This is a genomic window from Rossellomorea aquimaris, from assembly GCF_020171925.1.
In the GTDB taxonomy this organism is placed as follows: Bacteria; Bacillota; Bacilli; order Bacillales; family Bacillaceae_B; genus Rossellomorea; species Rossellomorea aquimaris_F.
In genome coordinates, this window is record NZ_JAIVAR010000001.1 from 203881 (window position 1) to 223447 (window position 19567).

The window sequence follows — 19567 nt, forward strand, 5'->3', positions numbered from 1 at the left end:
TTTAGCGTATGAAACAAGATCGTTGGATGTCACTTTTAGGATTGGCAAATCGGGCACGTAAGATTATTTCAGGTGAAGAGTTGGTCATAAAGGAAGTCAGGAGCGGTCGTGCAAAGCTCGTGATTCTTTCTAAAGATGCATCCTCTAATACGTATAAGAAAGTTACGGATAAATGCAAGTCATATAACGTACCGGTCCGACTTGTGGAAGACCGTTATGAGCTTGGCCATTCCATAGGGAAAGATGCCAGGGTGGTCGTTGCATTATCCGATGCCGGCTTTGCCGATAAATTATCCGAAATGCTCGATTGAATCTCAATGGGGGTGAACATATGAGCAAGATGCGTGTTTATGAATATGCAAAAAAATATAATGTTTCAAGCAAAGATGTTATTACTAAATTGAAGCAATTGAATATTGAGGTATCAAATCATATGGCAACAATAGAAGACGACACGGTGAAGAAGCTGGATTCAATGTTCTCAGGGAATTCCAAGGAACAGAAAAGTACTGGGGAAAAAAGAAATAATACTGTGAAGGAAGAGGAATCGTCCAACAAGGCAAAGGTGAAGTCCTCACCGAAAAGCCGTGAAGGGAAAAAGTACGATCAACAGTCACAGTCAAAGGAGAAAAAGGTTTTCAATAACAATAATAATCAAAACAACAAAAAAAATAAAAATAATAGAAACAATAAGCCGAACAGAAACTTTAAGCCGGCACCTCAACAACAGCAGCCTGCAAAGAAAAAGGAGCTTCCATCCAAGATTACTTTTTCTGAATCTCTGTCGGTAGCGGAACTTGCCAAGAAGCTTCATAAAGAACCTTCTGAAATCATCAAGAAGCTTTTCATGCTCGGGGTGATGGCTACGATCAATCAGGAGCTTGATAAAGATTCAATTGAATTGATCGCCGGTGAATACGGGGTAGAGGTTGAAGAAGAAATCAAGATTGATGCAACAGATCTTGGTGTTTACTTCACTGAAGATAATGAAGATCAGCTTGAGGAGCGTCCATCTGTCGTAACGATCATGGGACACGTTGACCACGGTAAAACCACACTACTCGATTCCATTCGTAACACGAAGGTCACTGCCGGGGAAGCAGGCGGGATCACTCAGCATATCGGTGCTTATCAAGTGGAAGTGGACGGAAAGAAAATTACGTTCCTTGATACACCTGGACATGCCGCCTTCACTACGATGCGTGCGCGCGGTGCTCAAGTCACGGATATTGCAATCATTGTTGTTGCTGCTGATGATGGTGTCATGCCTCAAACGGTTGAAGCAATCAATCATGCCAAGGCAGCTGAAGTGCCAATCATCATTGCAGTGAATAAAATGGATAAGGAAGCCGCGAATCCAGACCGCGTCATGCAGGAACTGACGGAATATGAACTTGTTCCTGAAGCGTGGGGTGGGGATACGATCTTCGTTCCGCTATCAGCTTTATCAGGTGAAGGTATCGATAACCTTCTTGAAATGATCGTCCTTGTAAGTGAAGTGGAAGAGTTGAAAGCAAATCCTGAACGTCTGGCGCTTGGAACCGTCATCGAAGCTCAATTGGATAAAGGACGTGGTTCCGTAGCAACCCTTCTAGTACAGAATGGTACACTGAAAGTAGGAGATCCGATCGTCGTTGGTAACACATTCGGCCGTGTACGTGCAATGGTAAACGACCTTGGCCGTCGTGTGAAAGAAGTCGGTCCTTCTACCCCTGTAGAAATTACAGGTTTGAATGATGTCCCTCAGGCGGGTGATCGCTTTGTCGTCTTCGAAGATGAGAAAACGGCTCGTTCTGTCGGTGAATCACGTGCATCACAAGCACTACAGGCTCAGCGTGGGGAAAAATCCAAAGTTAGCCTGGAAAATCTGTTTGAGCAAATGAAACAGGGTGAAATGAAGGATCTTAACCTCGTTCTAAAGGCTGACGTACAAGGATCCGTCGAAGCATTGGCCGCTTCATTATTGAAGATAGAAGTTGAAGGTGTAAAGATTAACATCATCCACACAGGTGTTGGAGCGATCAACGAATCTGATATCACGCTTGCTTCAGCTTCAAATGCCATTGTCATCGGATTCAATGTCCGTCCTGATGTAAATGCGAAGCGTGCTGCGGATGCGGAAGGTGTCGAAATCCGTCTGCACCGAATCATCTACAAAGTGATGGAAGAAATCGAATCCGCGATGAAAGGGATGCTTGATCCGGAATATGAAGAGAAAATCATTGGTCAAGCAGAGGTTCGTCAAACGTTCAAAGTGTCTAAAGTCGGTACGATTGCAGGAAGTTATGTAACCGAAGGTAAAATCTCACGTGATTCTGGCGTGCGTTTGATCCGTGACGGCGTTGTGATTTTCGAAGGTGAACTTGATGCTCTTAAACGATTCAAGGATGATGCCAAGGAAGTTGCGAAAGGATATGAATGTGGTATTACGATCAAGAACTTCAATGACGTTAAAGAGGGCGATGTAATCGAAGCCTATGTCATGGAGGAAATCACTCGTAAATGATCACATATGTTGAATGTGAGTGCTTGATTCATGATTCTCACTCTTTGAAGGAGAAGAGAGCTGTTTTACAAAGGGTCCTTACCCGCTTAAAACAGAAATTCAACGTTTCCGTTTCAGAAGTCGACCATCAGGATGTATGGCAAAGGACAAGGATTGCCCTTGTCACAGTGGCATCCTCGAAGTCTTCCAGTGAAAAGGAAATGGATCGTGCACTGAATTTTATCGATTCGTTCCCCGAATGGGAACGAATCGATACAACCAGGGAATTCTATTAGGAAAACTCACGGTTCATAGATTAATGACAAAAATCATGGGGTGATATTGATGAGCCATCGTGCAAATCGAGTTGGCGAGCAAATGAAGAAAGAGCTCAGCGATATTATCGGACGCAAAATTAAAGACCCTCGTATTGGATTCGTTACAGTTACGGATGTACAGGTTTCCGGGGACCTCCAGCAGGCAAAGGTGTACATTACCGTCCTTGGCGGGGAAGACCAAAGAGAGAATACTTTAAAGGGTCTTGCGAAGGCGAAAGGATTCATCCGATCTGAAGTTGGACAAAGAGTCCGCCTTCGTAAAACACCGGAAATAATTTTTGAGTTTGATGAATCGATCGAATATGGTAATCACATTGAAACTTTACTTCGAAAAGTTCAAGATGAACCTGAAGAGGATTCACAGAATAAAGACGAGTAAAATGAAAGGACTGATCCAAACGGGAAACATTTTCGTGAGGATCAGTCTTTTGTTTGTGCTTCTTTAACCCAAAGAAGCAAATCGAAAGATGGATGTTACGGATCAATAGTTGTTATCATGAACGGAGGTTTTGAAATGAACGGTATCTTACCGCTATGGAAGCCGAGGGGCATGACTTCTCATGACTGCGTGTTTAAGTTGAGGAAGTTGCTCCGCACGAAGAAAGTTGGTCATACGGGTACTCTCGACCCGGAAGTGTCGGGTGTACTGCCCATATGCATCGGAAGGGCAACAAAGGTTGCCGAATATATAACGGATGCAGGAAAAACGTATGAGGGTGAAGTGACACTGGGATACTCAACGACTACGGAAGATGCGTGGGGCGATGTAGTCGAACGCAAAGAGGTCGAGGGCCAGATTGACAGAAGTAGTGTTGAGGAGGTGCTTGGGGCGTTTACAGGAGACATCATCCAGACTCCCCCGATGTTTTCTGCCGTTAAGGTGAACGGTAAACGTCTCTATGAATATGCTCGTCAAGGAATAGAGGTTGAAAGGCCATCAAGGAAGGTCCATATCCATGAGCTGGAGCTTTTAGGCTCATGGGATCGATTAGATCGAGAACATCCCCGTTTCAAGTTTAAAGTATCTTGCAGCAAAGGGACGTATGTAAGGACGCTTGCAGTTGAAATCGGAAAGAAATTGGGCTATCCTGCGCACATGTCTGCTTTAACCAGAACAAGGTCCGCAAGTTTTACCGAGGAAGAGTGTTTTACATTCGAAGAAGTAGAGGAGTATGTGAATAGTGATCGGGCAGAGGAACTGATTTTCCCTCTCGAACTGGGGCTTTCTCATTTGCCGAAAATGGTAATTAATGATACATTAGCAAAGAAAGTGAAGAATGGTTCACGTTTGGATGAGCCTAAGGATTGGCCGCAGGATTCAGAAGTGGTGATGGAGCAGGATGGCCGTGCAATTGCTATTTACAAGCGCCACCCCGATAAAGCTGAGATCATAAAGCCTGTTAAAGTCCTATTCAATGACTAGTGAAAAAGGTGAATGACTGTGAAATTGATAACTGTACATCATCCTCACTCCTTTAGTGAAGATCAGTTCCCTCCCCTGGTGCTGGCTCTTGGGTATTTCGATGGGGTTCATAAAGGTCATCAGCAAGTAATCAAGACAGCCGTCGAAACAGCAAGGGAAAATCACCTGCAAAGTGCAGTGATGACCTTCGACCCGCACCCTTCAGTGGTGCTGGGACATAAACATAAGCATATAAAATACATCACCCCTCTTGAAGATAAAAAGGAACTCATCAGGGACCTGGGTGTCGATTATCTCTTCGTCGTCCGATTCACTTCTGAGTTTGCAAGCCTTCTTCCACAGGAGTTTATTGATCAATATATCATCGACTTGAACGTATCCCATGTCGTCGCAGGCTTTGATTACTCATATGGTAGGATGGGGAAGGGAACAATGGAAACCCTACCTTTCCATTCAAGAGAGAAATTCACTTATACCACTGTACCGAAGCTTTCGGAAGATGAAGACAAAGTGAGTTCGACCCTGATACGTGAATGTCTGAAAGAAGGGGAGGTAGGCAAGGCCTCACAGCTACTGGGCAGGCATTACAGGATGAGGGGTACTGTTATCCATGGGGATAAACGGGGAAGGAAAATTGGGTTTCCCACAGCGAATATCGAGATGTCTTATGCGTACCTGGTTCCGAAGAACGGGGTATATGCCGTGCGCATGAAAATTCATGATGAATGGTATGAAGGTGTCTGCAATATCGGCTTTAAGCCGACATTCAAAAATCCTGATGAATATTCTTTATCTATTGAAGTACATCTTTTCGATTTTCACTCTTCCATCTATGGAGAAGAGGTATTTATCGAGTGGTATGAGAGAATAAGAGATGAGCAGAAATTTTCAGGGATCGAGGCGTTGATTGCCCAGATTCAACAGGACAAGGAGACTGCCATCAGATTCTTTTCGGAAATTTGAGGTTATCACTTGATTTTTGTAGAATAAAGTAGTATTCTAAGAAGCGTATGAAATGAACCTTTGCTTGGCATCACGAATCACCAACGTATGCTCGGTAAACGGGGATTTGAAAGAAATCAATAGGAGGTGAAAAGGATGGCTATCACTAAAGAGCGTAAGAACGAACTTATCAGTGAATACAAAACACATGAGAACGATACTGGATCTCCAGAAGTTCAAATTGCTGTCCTAACAGAAGAAATTAACAACCTGAACGATCACTTGCGCGTTCACAAGAAAGATCACCACTCTCGTCGTGGTCTTCTAAAAATGGTAGGTCACCGTCGTAATCTTTTATCTTACCTACGTAAGAAAGATGTACAACGCTACCGTGAGTTAATTAACAAATTAGGTTTACGTCGATAATCAGAGACAAGGAAGCGGGAATATTTCCCGCTTTTTCTTTAGTTTTTACAAGTGGAAATCTTTGTATGAGCCACCAGGATATTTGCTTTTATCCTATAGTGTTTTCATTTTAATAGTATGTACATGACGGTTTTTTGTCTAAAATACATAATAAGAAAAGCCTGCAAAAGCTGTCGGAACGGTTCGCAGGAAGTGATCAGTCAGAGCACTGCAGAGACAGGATGAATATTGCATTCTCACTAACATGGTCACACATACTTATTTGAATATAACGGCACTTTCGTGCATGATATAGATTACCGAGATAGTTTAATTACGGGTAAGGTTAATCCGACACCCTTTAAGTGATGTATAAAGAGAGGGGTACACTATATGGAACAAACTAAACAGACCTTTTCCATTGACTGGGCTGGAAGAGAATTAACGGTGGAAGTAGGCCAATTGGCTAAACAAGCCAACGGGGCAGTATTGGTGCGTTACGGAGATACAGCAGTGCTTAGTAGTGCAACTGCGTCTAAGGAACCGAAGCCGCTTGACTTCTTTCCGTTGACAGTAAACTATGAAGAAAGATTATATGCAGTAGGGAAAATCCCTGGAGGTTTCATCAAACGTGAAGGGCGTCCAAGTGAAAAAGCAATCTTGGCGAGCCGTTTGATTGACCGTCCGATCCGTCCATTATTTGCAGACGGTTTCCGAAATGAAGTTCAAGTCATCAGCATGGTCATGAGTGTGGATCAGAATTGCTCGTCAGAAATGGCTGCAATGTTCGGCTCATCACTCGCCCTATCGGTTTCAGATATTCCTTTTGAAGGTCCGATTGCTGGAGTGATCGTAGGACTTGTTGATGGTGAGTTCATCATCAATCCGTCTGTCGAACAGCTTGAGAAAAGTGAGATCCATCTTTCAGTTGCAGGAACGAAAGATGCCATCAACATGGTGGAAGCAGGGGCAGATGAAGTTCCTGAAGAGACGATGCTTGAAGCCATTATGTTCGGTCATGAAGAAATCAAACGCTTAGTGGCATTCCAGGAAGAGATTGTTGCAAAAGTCGGAAAAGAGAAGATGGAAATCAAGCTTTTCGAACTTGATCAGGAGCTGGAGACTGAAATTCGCTCACTCTGTGAAGAAGAATTGATCCCTGCCATTCAAGTTCAGGAAAAGCATGCACGTGAGGAAGCGATCACTGCTGTTAAAAATAACGTCATCACATCTTTTGAAGAAAAAGAAGCAGATGAAGACACATTGAAGCAAGTAAAGAAAGTCCTTGATAAACTTGTTAAAAATGAAGTGCGTCGTCTCATTACAGAAGAAAAAGTGCGCCCTGATGGCCGTAAAGTAGATGAAATCAGACCGCTATCTTCTGAAGTCGGCCTTCTGCCTAGAACGCATGGTTCCGGATTATTCACACGTGGACAAACCCAGGCACTCAGCATTTGTACACTAGGCGCATTGGGTGATGTTCAGATTCTTGATGGATTGGGAATCGAAGAATCCAAACGCTTCATGCATCACTACAACTTCCCTCAATTCAGCGTAGGGGAAACTGGACCGATCAGGGGACCGGGTCGTCGTGAAATCGGACACGGTGCATTGGGAGAGCGCGCCCTTGAGCCGATCATTCCAAATGAAAAGGATTTCCCTTATACAATCAGGCTAGTATCGGAAGTTCTTGAATCCAATGGTTCTACATCCCAAGCGAGTATTTGTGCAAGTACTCTTGCAATGATGGATGCAGGTGTGCCAATCAAAGCTCCAGTAGCGGGTATTGCAATGGGTCTTGTTAAATCGGGTGAACATTATTCCATTCTTACTGATATTCAAGGAATGGAAGATTTCCTTGGCGACATGGACTTTAAGGTAGCAGGTACTTCCAAAGGTGTTACAGCCCTTCAAATGGATATCAAGATTGAAGGTTTATCGAGAGAGATCCTTGAAGAAGCGCTTCAGCAAGCTAAGATCGGTAGAATGCAAATCCTTGACAGCATGCTTGCAACACTGGGTGAGTCAAGATCATCCCTTTCTCAATATGCGCCTAAAATCCTTACGATGCATATCAACCCTGACAAGATCCGTGATGTTATTGGACCGAGCGGTAAACAAATCAATAAGATCATTGATGAAACAGGCGTTAAGATTGATATCGAACAAGATGGAACCATATTCATCTCTTCAACCGATGAAGAAATGAATAAAGTGGCGAAGAAGACGATTGAAGATATTGTAAGAGAAGTTGAAGCTGGCCAAATGTATCTTGGAAAAGTGAAACGAATTGAAAAATTCGGTGCTTTCGTAGAAATTTTTGCTGGTAAAGACGGATTGGTTCATATTTCTGAAATCGCTGAAGAGCGCATCAGGAAAGTTGAAGATGTCGTCTCAATCGGCGATGAGATCCTTGTAAAGGTTCTTGATGTGGATAATCAAGGAAGGGTGAACCTTTCCAGAAAAGCTGTACTGAAAGAGCAACGTGAAAAAGAGGAACAAAATCAAGCATAACTGCAATGAATGAAAGGCTGTCCTGTATGGGGTATATTTTTCCCGGCGGATAGCCTTTTTCTATGGCGTTCTACCTTGTCCACCATGCACATATGTTAATATGGAAGGAAGGTGAGCGTCGTTGGGAAAAAAATACTTGATTGGAATATCTGTAATTGCTATTCTGACTTTATTGGCTGTTGAGAACCCATTATCGAGCCAATATGTTCAAAGCTTAAAGCAGGATGCTGTACCAGTAAGCGGCGACATGGGTACCGAAGACTTATCCCATAGAATAAAGGAAGCAGCAAAGAGTAAATCGATCCCTGCAAAGGATGCAGTGATTGATCCTGTATGGAAGGCGACACCTGGTTATAACGGAATACAGATCGATTATAAGGAATCGCTTAATAATATGAAGAATGACCGGGTGTTCTCTGAAGATAAGCTGGTGTACAAACAAATACCACCGAAAAAGCATTTAGGAGATCTCCCGCCATCTCCGATTTATAGAGGCAATCCTGAAAAACCGATGGTATCTTTCATCATTAATGTGGCATGGGGGAATGAATATATCCCGGATATGCTCGCTACTTTGAAAAAGCATCATGTTTATGCTACCTTTTTTCTAGAGGGAAGGTGGGTTAAGAACAATCCTGAGTTAGCGAAGATGATCGTAGATGCAGGGCATGAAATTGGCAACCACTCGTATTCGCATCCGAACATGGAAAAGCTGGAAACATCCAAAGCAGTGGATGAATTAAAGAAAACCAATGAAATCATCGAAGTCACAACAGGTGAAAAAGTTAAATGGTTTGCCCCCCCAAGTGGCAGTTACAGGGATGAAGTGGTGAAAATTGCCCATGATATGGATATGAGAACGATTATGTGGAGTGTTGACACAATCGATTGGCAAAAGCCAAGTCCGGATGTGCTCATCAACCGCGTGATGTCAAAGCTGCATAAAGGGGCCATCATCCTCATGCATCCGACCGCTTCAACGGCAAATTCGTTAAACAGCTTGATTATACAAATCAAGGATAAACATTTGAGGATGGGACCAATATCAAGTTTGTTCAAAGAAGAAAGAATCATTGAAGAACTAGATAATCCAGCCCAACAGTAAAATGGTCATACTGCTCATAATTTGCTGCACCACGAATAGGAGGAACATTTTTTGATAAAGAAGCATACTTGCCAAAATGGACTAAGAATCGTATTAGAAGAAATACCTACCGTGCGATCAGTTGCGATTGGAATCTGGATTGCAACAGGTTCAAGGAATGAAGATGTTGATAATAACGGAATCTCACATTTCCTTGAACATATGTTTTTTAAAGGGACGAAAACAAAATCAGCTCGAGAAATAGCTGAATCCTTCGATAGCATCGGTGGACAGGTAAATGCATTTACCTCTAAAGAATATACGTGTTACTATGCGAAAGTGCTCGATAATCATGCAGAATATGCCTTACATACATTATCCGATATGTTCTTCGAATCAGCGTTTGATGAAGATGAAATGGCAAAAGAAAAGAATGTGGTGTATGAAGAGATCAAGATGTATGAGGATACGCCAGATGATATTGTGCATGATTTACTGAGTAAAGCGATTTATGAGGAGCATCCTCTTGGATACCCGATCCTGGGTACAGAAGAGACACTCAGCACGTTCAATAAAGAAAAATTGAAGCAATACATGCATGAAATGTATACACCTGATCAAGTGGTCGTTTCCATTGCGGGAAATGTGGATGAAAGCTTCATTAAAGACGTTGAAAAATTATTTGGTTCATATGAAGGTGGTAAAGGACCGGAAGCAAAGATTCAACCATCCTTCCATTACAATAAATCCGCACGTAAAAAGGACACTGAACAAGCTCATCTATGCCTAGGGTTCGACGGTCTTCAAATCGGTCACAGTGATATCTATAATCTGATTGTATTGAATAATATCGTCGGTGGAAGCATGTCCTCCCGCTTATTCCAAGAGGTCAGGGAACAAAGAGGATTGGCATACTCGGTATTTTCTTATCATTCAGCCTATCAAGACAGCGGTATGGTAACCATTTACGGAGGAACCGGTGCGAATCAATTGGATCAGTTATTCGACACAATCAATGGAACATTGAAGGACTTAAAAGCAGAAGGCATCACATCCAAAGAGTTGACCAACAGCAAAGAACAGTTGAAAGGCAACCTGATGCTAAGCCTTGAAAGCACGAATAGCCGCATGAGCCGTAATGGTAAGAACGAACTATTATTGAAACGTCACCGGAGCCTGGATGAAATCGTCGAGGAAATCGATGGAGTGACGATGGAAAAAGTGAACCGTCTTGCAATGGAGATCTTTACAGATGATTATGCTGTTTCATTAATCAGTCCTGACGGGAATCTACCTAAGAATATCAGACAATAATCATTTCGATGAGCAGGCGGCAGCCTGCTCTGTTTTTTTGTGTGATAACCTCAGTATGGGCAGGTAGAGGGAAATGGAAAGAAAGCCTTCTAAAATTCATGGACAATGTATACATTGTACTACAGAGCGTATGGAAGGACTGATTTCAATGAGGTTAAGCGAGCTAAGTGGTAAAGAGATTGTAGATTATCGGAAAGCTGAAAGATTGGGAGTGCTCGGTCATACCGATTTAGAGTTCAATGATCAAACAGGGCAAATCCATGCTCTTGTCATCCCGACTGGCAAGTGGATGCGTAAGCAGGGAGGGGAAATCAAGGTCCCGTGGCATCACATCCGGACAATTGGCACAGACATGATCATTCTGGAAGTCTCAAACGACTAAGCGTTAAAAATAGAAAAGGGGGGGAACGGGTGAATATCCCGTTTCCTCTTTTTTTGTTTGGGAAAAATACGGATTCGCCCGCCTCTGGGTGAAGCCCCTCCGCTTTTCTAGTGTCCAGCTCCGGGGCTTAGAGGCACAGGTCATAAGCCAAACCGTCCAAGAAGGCAAAGAGCGCCTTCATGGCCACTTCGTCTTATGCCCCACGCCTCTGGGCAAAGCCCCTCCGCTTTTCTTTTGTCCAGCTCCGGGGCTTAGAGGCACAGGTCATAAGCCAAACCGTCCAAGAAGGCAAAGAGCGCCTTCATGGCCACTTCGTCTTATGCCCCACGCCTCTGTGCAAAGCCCCTCCGCTTTTCTTTTCACCCATTCATACTCGATAACATACACTGTTGAAGTGAAAAGGGATTTAGAATAGCGATTATGTAAAAAGAAGGTGAAAGCAGTGATGTTGACCGGAATGCAGATCGCAGTTCTAGGCGGAGATGCTCGTCAGCTGGAGATCATTCGCAAGCTCACTGAGCTGGATGCGAAGATTTCTCTGGTTGGATTTGAACAATTAGATCATGCCTTTACAGGGGCAACAAAGGAAAAGTTGGATGAATTAGACTTCTCCATAATAGACGCCATTATTTTACCTGTACCCGGCACGAATCTACAAGGAGAAATCGATACGATCTTTTCGAATGAGAAGATTTTTCTGACTGAAGAAATCGTATCTCAAACGCCAGGGCACTGTACGATCTATTCAGGAATTAGCAATAAATACTTGGATAAAGTAGTAGATTCAACAAACCGGAAGCTTGTTCAATTATTTGAGAGAGACGATGTCGCCATTTATAATTCCATTCCTACAGTCGAAGGGACCATTATGATGGCAATTCAACATACGGACTTCACTTTACACGGCTCGACCATCGTCGTCTTGGGACTTGGAAGAGTTGGAATGAGTGTAGCCAGAACATTCAGTAACCTAGGTGCGAAAGTGAAAGTTGGTGCACGAAAGAGTGAGCATCTGGCCAGGATTACGGAAATGAGATTGGAAGCATTCCATCTTAATCAACTATCAAAAGAGGTAGAAGACTGTGATATTTGCATCAACACAATTCCCACACCCATTGTTAAAGCAGATGTCATTGCCAAAATGCCTCCACATACACTGATCATTGATTTGGCGTCGAAGCCCGGCGGTACAGATTTCAGATATGCAGAAAAACGTGGAATTAAAGCGCTGCTTGCACCAGGGTTGCCTGGAATTGTAGCCCCGAAATCTGCCGGACAAATATTAGCCAATGTTTTGGCACAGCTTCTTGAAGAAGATTTTGATTCTGGAAAGGAGAGCTTAGATTGAGTATGAAAGGGAAAAGGATCGGATTTGGATTGACTGGTTCACACTGTACCTATGATGCTGTATTCCCAGAAATTGAAAGACTGGTGAATAACGGGGCGGAAGTCATGCCGATCGTTACTTCAACTGTAATGAATACAGAAACCAGGTTCGGAAAGGGAGAAGACTGGATAAAGCGAATCGAGAATGTTACTGGACATAAAGTGATTGATTCGATTGTCAAGGCAGAGCCCCTGGGTCCGAAGATCCCGCTCGATTGTATGGTCATAGCGCCATTGACGGGTAATTCAATGAGTAAATTCGCGAATGCCATGACAGATTCGCCTGTGCTGATGGCAGCGAAAGCGACACTCCGCAATCACAGGCCGGTCGTACTGGGAATCTCTACAAATGATGCACTCGGCTTAAATGGAATGAATCTTATGCGGTTAATGTCCACAAAGGATATCTATTTCATCCCATTCGGCCAAGATGCTCCAGAAGGTAAACCAAAATCGATGGTGGCAAGGATGACTCTCATCCAGGAAACGATAGAGGCAGCTATTGAAGGAAAACAATTGCAGCCAGTCATTATCGAAAGGTTCTTAGATTAAATGAAAAGAAGGCTATCATCTCTTCGTCAGATGGCCTTCTTTTCATGCAGTCGAATAAATTCATCCAAAAAACCACTATTGTCAAATAATTGTTTATGTTAAAATAACCTTTATTATAGTAAATGACTAAAACGTTTATGACTACTATGAGAAACATATCGGTTGGAAGGAGAGAAAGAATTTTGAATACAAGTGGTTTTCATATAGCAGTGGTTGGTGCCACTGGAGCAGTCGGACAACAGATGCTCAACACATTAGAGAAAAGGGATTTCCCAATCAAACAATTGACATTGCTATCTTCTGCGCGTTCTGCAGGTTCAACCGTCACGTTTAAAGGAAAAGAATGGACAGTGGAAGAAGCAAAGCCAGAAAGCTTCGAAGGTGTGGATATTGCGTTATTCAGTGCAGGGGGAAGCGTTTCAAAGCTACTTGCTCCAGAAGCAGTTAAACGAGGTGCAATCGTAGTGGATAATACTAGCGCCTTCCGAATGGATCCCGATGTCCCTCTAGTCGTTCCGGAAGTAAACGAAGAAGACATTAAACTCCATAATGGGATCATTGCCAACCCGAATTGTTCGACAATCCAAATGGTGGCAACGCTAGAACCAATCAGGAAAGAATATGGTTTATCCAAAGTGATCGTTTCCACCTATCAGGCAGTTTCAGGAGCGGGTGCGGCAGCAATTGATGAACTTCACGAACAGTCTCAGGCCATTTTGAATGGAGAATCGTTCAGTCCCGCGGTACTTCCTGTAAAATCGGATGAAAAGCATTACCAGATTGCGTTCAATGCGATACCTCAGATTGATAAGTTCGAGGAGAATGGCTTTACGTTTGAAGAAATGAAGATGATCAATGAAACAAAGAAGATCATGCACATGCCAACACTTAAAGTTTCCGCAACATGTGTGAGGCTTCCAGTTGTAACAGGTCACTCTGAAAGTGTATATATTGAAATAGACAATGAAGACGTCACAGTCAAAGATCTGCATAGGTTGTTGATTGATGCGCCTGGTGTGACGCTTGAAGATGTGCCAGGGGAGCAGGTTTACCCAATGCCTGCTTACGCAGTTGGAAAGCCTGATGTGTTTGTCGGAAGGGTTCGTAAAGACTTGGATGAAGATAAAGGGTTCCATATGTGGATCGTTTCGGATAATTTGTTAAAGGGTGCTGCATGGAATTCTGTGCAGATCGCAGAAAGTTTAGTAAAGCTGGGATTAGTGAAATAATTAAAGAGGATCGTGCTACTAGTCGCATTCTATAATCATGCCATTCGTTCCTTCCATACCTCTTGAACATTGACAATGAGGTGTAGTCATGAAAGTGATCGTTCAAAAATTTGGTGGAACATCCGTACGCGATGAAGCAAGCCGTAAGAAGGCACTTGGACATATTAAAGACGCGATCGAGAACGGATATAAGGTAGTGGTGGTTGTCTCTGCAATGGGAAGAAGGGGAGAACCTTATGCCACGGACTCATTATTATCATTAATTGGAGGGGCAGATACAAGGGTCAGCAAACGTGAACAGGATTTATTGCTTTCATGTGGAGAAATCATCTCCAGTCTTGTATTTTCCAATATGCTGCTTGAAAGTGGCATCAATTCTACTGCGTTGACCGGTGCTCAGGCAGGATTCATCACGAACCGTGATTTCAACAACGCTAAAATACTGGAAATGCGCTGTACTCGTCTTTCAAATGAACTCCAAACCCACGATGCTGTCGTTGTGGCGGGGTTTCAAGGAGCGACGAAAGACGGGGATATCACAACAATCGGCAGAGGTGGAAGCGATACATCAGCTTCTGCCCTAGGTGCTGCGCTAAAGGCGGATTATATTGATATTTTTACGGATGTTGAAGGGATCATGACGGCGGATCCCCGGATTTCTACAAAAGCAAGGCCGATTTCCGTGGTCTCTTATAATGAAGTCTGTAACTTGGCCTATCAAGGTGCAAAAGTCATCCATCCCAGAGCCGTTGAAATCGCCATGAACTCAAATATCCCGATCCGTATTCGTTCTACCTATTCAAAAGAAGAAGGAACGTTGGTGACCTCTGCTGAAAATACGAGGGCACATAAGGGATTCAGGAACCATCCCGTCACTGGGATTGCTCATGTGAATCAATTGACGCAAATTAAAGTATTCGCCAAAAAGGATCAGTATAATTTACAATCAGAAGTGTTCAAAGCAATGGCTGTTGAAGGGATCAGTGTGGACTTCATAAACATTTCACCAAGGGGAGTCGTATACACCGTCGCTTCATCGCTTGCTGAAAAGGCGATTAAGATATTAAGGAAAAAGGGATATGAACCGGTTATAGAAGAAGAATGTGCGAAGATATCCATCGTAGGAGCAGGGATGACCGGTGTTCCTGGTGTCACCTCAGCAATCGTTACGTCCTTATCGGATAATGGTATCCGTATTCTTCAATCTGCCGATAGTTATACGACGATTTGGGTGCTTGTTAAAGAAAGTGATTTGACGCGTGCAGTGAATGTACTTCATGATACGTTTCAATTAGAAAAGCCCCATAGCACATTTAAAGTAGGATAGAATTATTTATATAAAGGGGAGTGTACAGCTTGAATTTTGGCCGTGTTTCAACCGCTATGGTCACGCCGTTTGATCATAAAGGTAACATCGATTTTGCAAAAACGACTCAACTTATCAACTATTTGATTGATCATGGTACCGATTCCCTTGTGGTAGCAGGTACAACCGGAGAATCTCCAACGCTTACGAAAGAAGAGAAAGTTGCTTTATTCCGTCATGTGGTAAAAGCCGTCAATGGCAGGATTCCTGTGATTGCAGGAACAGGAAGCAACAATACCCATGCATCCATCGAATTGACGAAAAAAGCAGTGGAAGCTGGTGTGGATGCAATCATGCTCGTGGCCCCATACTACAATAAACCGAGCCAAGAAGGATTGTATCAGCACTTCAAAGTGATCGCGGAATCAACTTCCTTGCCCGTCATGCTTTATAATATACCAGGCAGGTCTTCCGTGAACGTAGCCCCGGAAACAATCATCCGATTATCCGCGGTTGATAATATTATCGCTGTCAAGGAAGCAAGTGGTGATTTGGATGCGATGACAGAGATCATTTCTAACACGCCAGACGACTTTGCGCTATACAGTGGTGACGATGGGCTGACTCTCCCAACTTTATCAATCGGCGGAAACGGTATTGTATCCGTTGCCTCACATATTGTAGGGAAAGAAATGCAGGAAATGATCCAATATTTCTTCGACGGCAATATCTCACAAGCTGCGAGAGCCCACCAAAAGCTATTACCAGTGATGAAAGGGTTCTTTACAAGCCCTAGCCCGACACCGGTCAAAACTGCACTGCAATTGAAGGGCCTTGATGTAGGCTCGGTACGTCTACCGTTAATTCCACTGACCGAAGCGGAGAGAAGCAAGCTTAGTTCTTTGCTTAAGACGCTTTAAGAGAATACGGTCTTAGTCGATTTAAAAATCCGGACGACATATTTGAGATTCTTACAGAATTCAAATACGTTCGGATTTTTTTAATGGCCCCTATCAGAACGCGCATTGAATTAAGAAGGTTCCACTAGTTAACGGAGTGAGGCTTGTATATTGTTGGCAAATCGACAAGAGCAATGGTTGTGAGACCAAACTTAATAAAAATACATAATAAAATAAAGGAATTCATAAAGTCATATCGAAATAGTTATGTAGTAATTTGATGCAAACTTCGACTTTTCCAGTAGAACATTGCGGTACCTATCTATTCCTTGTGAGGATAAAATTGGTTGTAATGAAAAATCGCTATGAAGTATAATGGATCTGACTGATATTAGATCGGGGAAGCACAACATAGGAGGACATAATTGTGAGTAAGACAAAAAATGAAGTTATCCGTATAATCCCTTTAGGCGGGGTAGGAGAAATAGGGAAGAACATGTACGTGGTGGAGGTCGACCACGAGATCTTCGTCATTGATGCAGGTCTGATGTTCCCTGAAAACGAAATGCTGGGCATTGATATCGTCATTCCAGATATCCAATACCTCATCGAGAATAAAGAAAGAGTGAAGGGGATCTTCCTTACTCATGGACATGAAGATAGCATAGGGGCTGTTTCATACGTGTTAAGGAGGATCAAGGCACCTGTCTATGGCACGAAACTGACAAACGCTTTGGTGAAGGCCCGTTTAAAAGACGAACAGATGCATGAAGAACCGAAATTCTTCAATATTCATTCCGACAGTTTCCTGAAATTTGATGGTGTGCAGGTATCGTTCTTCAGGACAACACATAGTATTCCAGACTCTGTCGGTGTATGTATCCACACGTCAGAAGGTGTGATTGTCCATACAGGTGAATTTAAATTTGACCAGTCAGCCAAGCATCTTTACAGACCGGACCTTGGGAAAATGGCGGCAATCGGAGAGAAGGGCGTCCTGTGCCTACTGTCGGATAGCATTGAAGCGGAACGACCTGGATATACGACATCTGAAGCCGTCATAGCCAACCAGTTAACAGACACTTTCCGGACTGCTAAAGGGAGAATCATTGTAGGGTGCTTTGCATCCAACCTGATCAGGCTGCAACAGGTCTTCGATGCTGCGGAACAAAATAACCGCAAAGTGGCAGTAGTAGGAAAAAGTCTGAAGAGGGTATATGATGTTGCACTTAAACTTGGCTACCTTCATACACGTGATGAAATCATCATTCCTCTCGATGATATTGCGAATCATCCAGAAGATGAAATTGTCATAATAGCGACAGGCATTCAGGGGGAACCATTTGAAGCTTTGCAGCGTATGGCCAAGAAATCACATAAGCTCGTGAATATTCAATCAGGAGACACCGTCCTGATTACAGCGACACCTTCTCCTGGGATGGAAGTCATCGCAGGGCGTACGGTAGATATGTTATTCAGGGCAGGTGCAGAAGTGCTGACCGCCAATAAAAGGGTGCATGTATCCGGTCATGGCAGTCAAGAAGATTTGAAGTTCATGCTGAATATCATGAAACCGAAGCATTTTGTCCCAATCCAAGGTGAGTACAAAATGCTCGTTGCGCATACAAAGCTCGCACATGATATAGGGCTCCCGTACAAACGGATTTTCATCTTGGATAAGGGAGATGTGCTGGAGTACAAAGATGGAAGAATGAAGATGAGTGGCAGAGTGCAGGCAGGGAATGTCCTTATTGATGGAAGTGGAGTAGGGGACGTAGGCAATATTGTCCTCCGCGACCGGAAGTTGCTTTCAGAGGACGGTGTATTTACGGTTGTAGTGACGATCAATCGCAGGTCGAAATCCATCGTAGCAGGACCTGAAATCATTTCCCGTGGCTTTGTATATGTCCGTGAATCTGAGGCTTTGATTGAAGGTTCTGCGGGAATCGTCAGTGACGTCGTCCAAACGTATCTCCAGAAAGGGTCGTTTGAATGGTCTGCGATTAAACAGGATATCCGGGATCAGTTAAATTATTATTTATTCAATAAAACAAGAAGAAGACCGATGATTTTACCGATCATCATGGAAGTATAAAAAGAAACGGTTCGATTGATACAGGATAAAAGGCTATTTGCTTTTTTAAGCAAATAGCTTTTTATTTTTGGGTGCGTACAGATATATGATCGAAAGCGGTATACGAAGGGAGATGTGGACGTTGATTTTTAAGTGGGAACTTTGTTCTTGAGGGTACGATTGATAGTATGAAAAAGGTCTCTTCTTTGAATAATAACAAGAGATGTGGAATAAAAAGGAGATGACGACATGAAGGAGAATCATGTAAACATGAATCAGGATCAGCCAAATAAAGCAGAAGAGGATGGTAAAGACAAACCATCCGGACTGATGGAAAAGATACAGCAGCTGGGACAGACGAATGTACCTCAGCTTTCACAGGATTCCAATATTCATTGCCTGACCATCGTAGGGCAGATTGAGGGACATATGCAGCTGCCACCACAAAATAAGACAACAAAATATGAACATGTGATTCCTCAACTTGTAGCCATAGAGCAAAATGCTAAGATCGAAGGGGTAGTGGTCATCCTCAACACAGTCGGCGGAGATGTGGAAGCGGGACTTGCCATTTCGGAAATGCTTGCCTCCCTTTCAAAACCAACTGTATCCGTCGTCTTGGGAGGAGGGCACAGCATCGGGGTGCCGATCGCTGTTTCATGTGACCATTCTTTCATTGCCAGCACGGCGACGATGACGATTCATCCCGTGCGTCTCACTGGTCTAGTCATCGGTGTACCGCAAACGTTTGAGTATCTTGACAAAATGCAGGAACGCGTTGTTAGCTTCGTCACAAAACATAGTAATATTTCTGAAGAAGCATTCAAGGACCTGATGTTCGCCAAAGGCAACCTGACACGTGATATAGGAACGAATGTAGTCGGTGATGATGCAGTCGAATATGGCTTGATTGACGGAATCGGGGGAATTGGTGCTGCCATTAAGAAACTGAATGAATTGATTGAAATCAAGAAGCAAAGCGATGAAAAAGAAGGGTTGATTCAATGATTTTATATACGACCGTTCCTCAAGAACAGATCTATCCGACCGATGCATCAGAATTCACTGGACAGATGATGATGGAACATCAGGGGATCCCCATGCTGGTGCAGAAAGCTGATGATCGATACAGAATCGTCCGGATCATGAGTAGTGACCCGGCCCATTATCTGGACGGGACAATTTGTCCAGGTGAATATATCACGTTTTAAGAAATAAAGAGGATTCTCTGTAA

19 protein-coding genes are annotated in these 19567 nt (G+C 43.3%); all 19 read left to right on the forward strand.

The genetic code is table 11. The annotated features are described in order from the left end of the window. Positions 1–8 precede the first annotated feature (8 nt). The 19 genes from LCM10_RS01035 (at position 9) to LCM10_RS01125 (ending at position 19544) form a co-directional block, all read left to right on the forward strand. Positions 9–311 (forward strand): YlxQ family RNA-binding protein, encoded by a 303-nt coding sequence (locus LCM10_RS01035; protein ID WP_224873975.1) that lies wholly within the window; start codon positions 9–11, stop codon positions 309–311. A 20-nt stretch (positions 312–331) separates the two neighbouring features. Then, positions 332–2506, forward strand: a complete 2175-nt coding sequence (gene infB / locus LCM10_RS01040; protein WP_224873976.1) for a translation initiation factor IF-2 — start codon at positions 332–334, stop codon at positions 2504–2506. Next, complete coding sequence (locus LCM10_RS01045; RefSeq protein WP_224873977.1) at positions 2503–2781, forward strand: DUF503 domain-containing protein; 279 nt, start codon at positions 2503–2505, stop codon at positions 2779–2781. The genes infB and LCM10_RS01045 overlap by 4 nt, the downstream gene beginning before the upstream one ends. Positions 2782–2830: 49 nt before the next feature. After that, the gene (gene rbfA, locus LCM10_RS01050; protein WP_224873978.1) at positions 2831–3202 is read left to right on the forward strand and encodes a 30S ribosome-binding factor RbfA; all 372 of its coding nucleotides are present in this window, start codon (positions 2831–2833) and stop codon (positions 3200–3202) included. A 135-nt stretch (positions 3203–3337) separates the two neighbouring features. Next, a complete protein-coding gene (gene truB, locus LCM10_RS01055; protein ID WP_224873979.1) occupies positions 3338–4246 on the forward strand; it encodes a tRNA pseudouridine(55) synthase TruB in 909 nt (302 codons plus the stop codon). An 18-nt stretch (positions 4247–4264) separates the two neighbouring features. Continuing rightward, positions 4265–5209 carry a bifunctional riboflavin kinase/FAD synthetase gene (ribF, locus tag LCM10_RS01060; protein ID WP_224873980.1) on the forward strand — a complete coding sequence of 315 codons (945 nt, stop codon included), beginning with the start codon at positions 4265–4267 and terminating at the stop codon, positions 5207–5209. Positions 5210–5344: 135 nt separating this feature from the next. Next, positions 5345–5614 carry a 30S ribosomal protein S15 gene (rpsO, locus tag LCM10_RS01065; protein WP_032088789.1) on the forward strand — a complete coding sequence of 90 codons (270 nt, stop codon included), beginning with the start codon at positions 5345–5347 and terminating at the stop codon, positions 5612–5614. A gap of 372 nt (positions 5615–5986) precedes the next feature. Continuing rightward, positions 5987–8107 carry a polyribonucleotide nucleotidyltransferase gene (pnp, locus tag LCM10_RS01070; protein WP_224873981.1) on the forward strand — a complete coding sequence of 707 codons (2121 nt, stop codon included), beginning with the start codon at positions 5987–5989 and terminating at the stop codon, positions 8105–8107. A 121-nt stretch (positions 8108–8228) separates the two neighbouring features. Further along, positions 8229–9212, forward strand: a complete 984-nt coding sequence (locus tag LCM10_RS01075) for a polysaccharide deacetylase family protein (protein WP_224873982.1) — start codon at positions 8229–8231, stop codon at positions 9210–9212. A 51-nt stretch (positions 9213–9263) separates the two neighbouring features. Continuing rightward, entirely contained in the window at positions 9264–10505 is a 1242-nt protein-coding gene (locus LCM10_RS01080; protein ID WP_224873983.1) for a M16 family metallopeptidase, read from the forward strand. A gap of 148 nt (positions 10506–10653) precedes the next feature. After that, positions 10654–10887, forward strand: a complete 234-nt coding sequence (locus tag LCM10_RS01085) for a YlmC/YmxH family sporulation protein (protein WP_224873984.1) — start codon at positions 10654–10656, stop codon at positions 10885–10887. Between the two features lie 445 nt (positions 10888–11332). Continuing rightward, a complete protein-coding gene (gene dpaA / locus LCM10_RS01090) occupies positions 11333–12235 on the forward strand; it encodes a dipicolinic acid synthetase subunit A (protein WP_224873985.1) in 903 nt (300 codons plus the stop codon). Beyond that, entirely contained in the window at positions 12232–12825 is a 594-nt protein-coding gene (locus tag LCM10_RS01095; RefSeq protein ID WP_224873986.1) for a dipicolinate synthase subunit B, read from the forward strand. The genes dpaA and LCM10_RS01095 overlap by 4 nt, the downstream gene beginning before the upstream one ends. A gap of 146 nt (positions 12826–12971) precedes the next feature. Continuing rightward, positions 12972–14054, forward strand: coding sequence for an aspartate-semialdehyde dehydrogenase (gene asd, locus LCM10_RS01100; RefSeq protein ID WP_224875561.1), 1083 nt, complete (start codon positions 12972–12974; stop codon positions 14052–14054). Positions 14055–14142: 88 nt separating this feature from the next. After that, entirely contained in the window at positions 14143–15381 is a 1239-nt protein-coding gene (gene dapG / locus LCM10_RS01105; RefSeq protein ID WP_224873987.1) for an aspartate kinase, read from the forward strand. A gap of 29 nt (positions 15382–15410) precedes the next feature. Beyond that, a complete protein-coding gene (gene dapA, locus LCM10_RS01110) occupies positions 15411–16280 on the forward strand; it encodes a 4-hydroxy-tetrahydrodipicolinate synthase (protein WP_263621350.1) in 870 nt (289 codons plus the stop codon). Between the two features lie 406 nt (positions 16281–16686). Continuing rightward, positions 16687–18354 (forward strand): ribonuclease J, encoded by a 1668-nt coding sequence (locus LCM10_RS01115; protein WP_224873989.1) that lies wholly within the window; start codon positions 16687–16689, stop codon positions 18352–18354. Positions 18355–18603: 249 nt separating this feature from the next. Further along, positions 18604–19341 carry a ClpP family protease gene (locus LCM10_RS01120; protein ID WP_224875562.1) on the forward strand — a complete coding sequence of 246 codons (738 nt, stop codon included), beginning with the start codon at positions 18604–18606 and terminating at the stop codon, positions 19339–19341. Continuing rightward, positions 19338–19544, forward strand: a complete 207-nt coding sequence (locus LCM10_RS01125; RefSeq protein WP_224873990.1) for a YlzJ-like family protein — start codon at positions 19338–19340, stop codon at positions 19542–19544. Before LCM10_RS01120 ends, LCM10_RS01125 begins: the two co-directional genes overlap by 4 nt. The last annotated feature ends 23 nt before the right edge of the window (positions 19545–19567 follow it).

Excerpts from the sequence above, each read along its gene's own strand:
- LCM10_RS01035 (WP_224873975.1), top strand. The coding sequence starts at position 9 with ATGAAACAAGATCGTTGGATGTCACTTTTAGGATTGGCAAATCGGGCA.
- infB (WP_224873976.1), top strand. The coding sequence starts at position 332 with ATGAGCAAGATGCGTGTTTATGAATATGCAAAAAAATATAATGTTTCA.
- LCM10_RS01045 (WP_224873977.1), top strand. The coding sequence starts at position 2,503 with ATGATCACATATGTTGAATGTGAGTGCTTGATTCATGATTCTCACTCT.
- rbfA (WP_224873978.1), top strand. The coding sequence starts at position 2,831 with ATGAGCCATCGTGCAAATCGAGTTGGCGAGCAAATGAAGAAAGAGCTC.
- truB (WP_224873979.1), top strand. The coding sequence starts at position 3,338 with ATGAACGGTATCTTACCGCTATGGAAGCCGAGGGGCATGACTTCTCAT.
- rpsO (WP_032088789.1), top strand. The coding sequence starts at position 5,345 with ATGGCTATCACTAAAGAGCGTAAGAACGAACTTATCAGTGAATACAAA.
- pnp (WP_224873981.1), top strand. The coding sequence starts at position 5,987 with ATGGAACAAACTAAACAGACCTTTTCCATTGACTGGGCTGGAAGAGAA.
- LCM10_RS01085 (WP_224873984.1), top strand. The coding sequence starts at position 10,654 with ATGAGGTTAAGCGAGCTAAGTGGTAAAGAGATTGTAGATTATCGGAAA.
- dpaA (WP_224873985.1), top strand. The coding sequence starts at position 11,333 with ATGTTGACCGGAATGCAGATCGCAGTTCTAGGCGGAGATGCTCGTCAG.
- asd (WP_224875561.1), top strand. The coding sequence starts at position 12,972 with ATGAGAAACATATCGGTTGGAAGGAGAGAAAGAATTTTGAATACAAGT.
- dapG (WP_224873987.1), top strand. The coding sequence starts at position 14,143 with ATGAAAGTGATCGTTCAAAAATTTGGTGGAACATCCGTACGCGATGAA.
- LCM10_RS01120 (WP_224875562.1), top strand. The coding sequence starts at position 18,604 with ATGAATCAGGATCAGCCAAATAAAGCAGAAGAGGATGGTAAAGACAAA.
- LCM10_RS01125 (WP_224873990.1), top strand. The coding sequence starts at position 19,338 with ATGATTTTATATACGACCGTTCCTCAAGAACAGATCTATCCGACCGAT.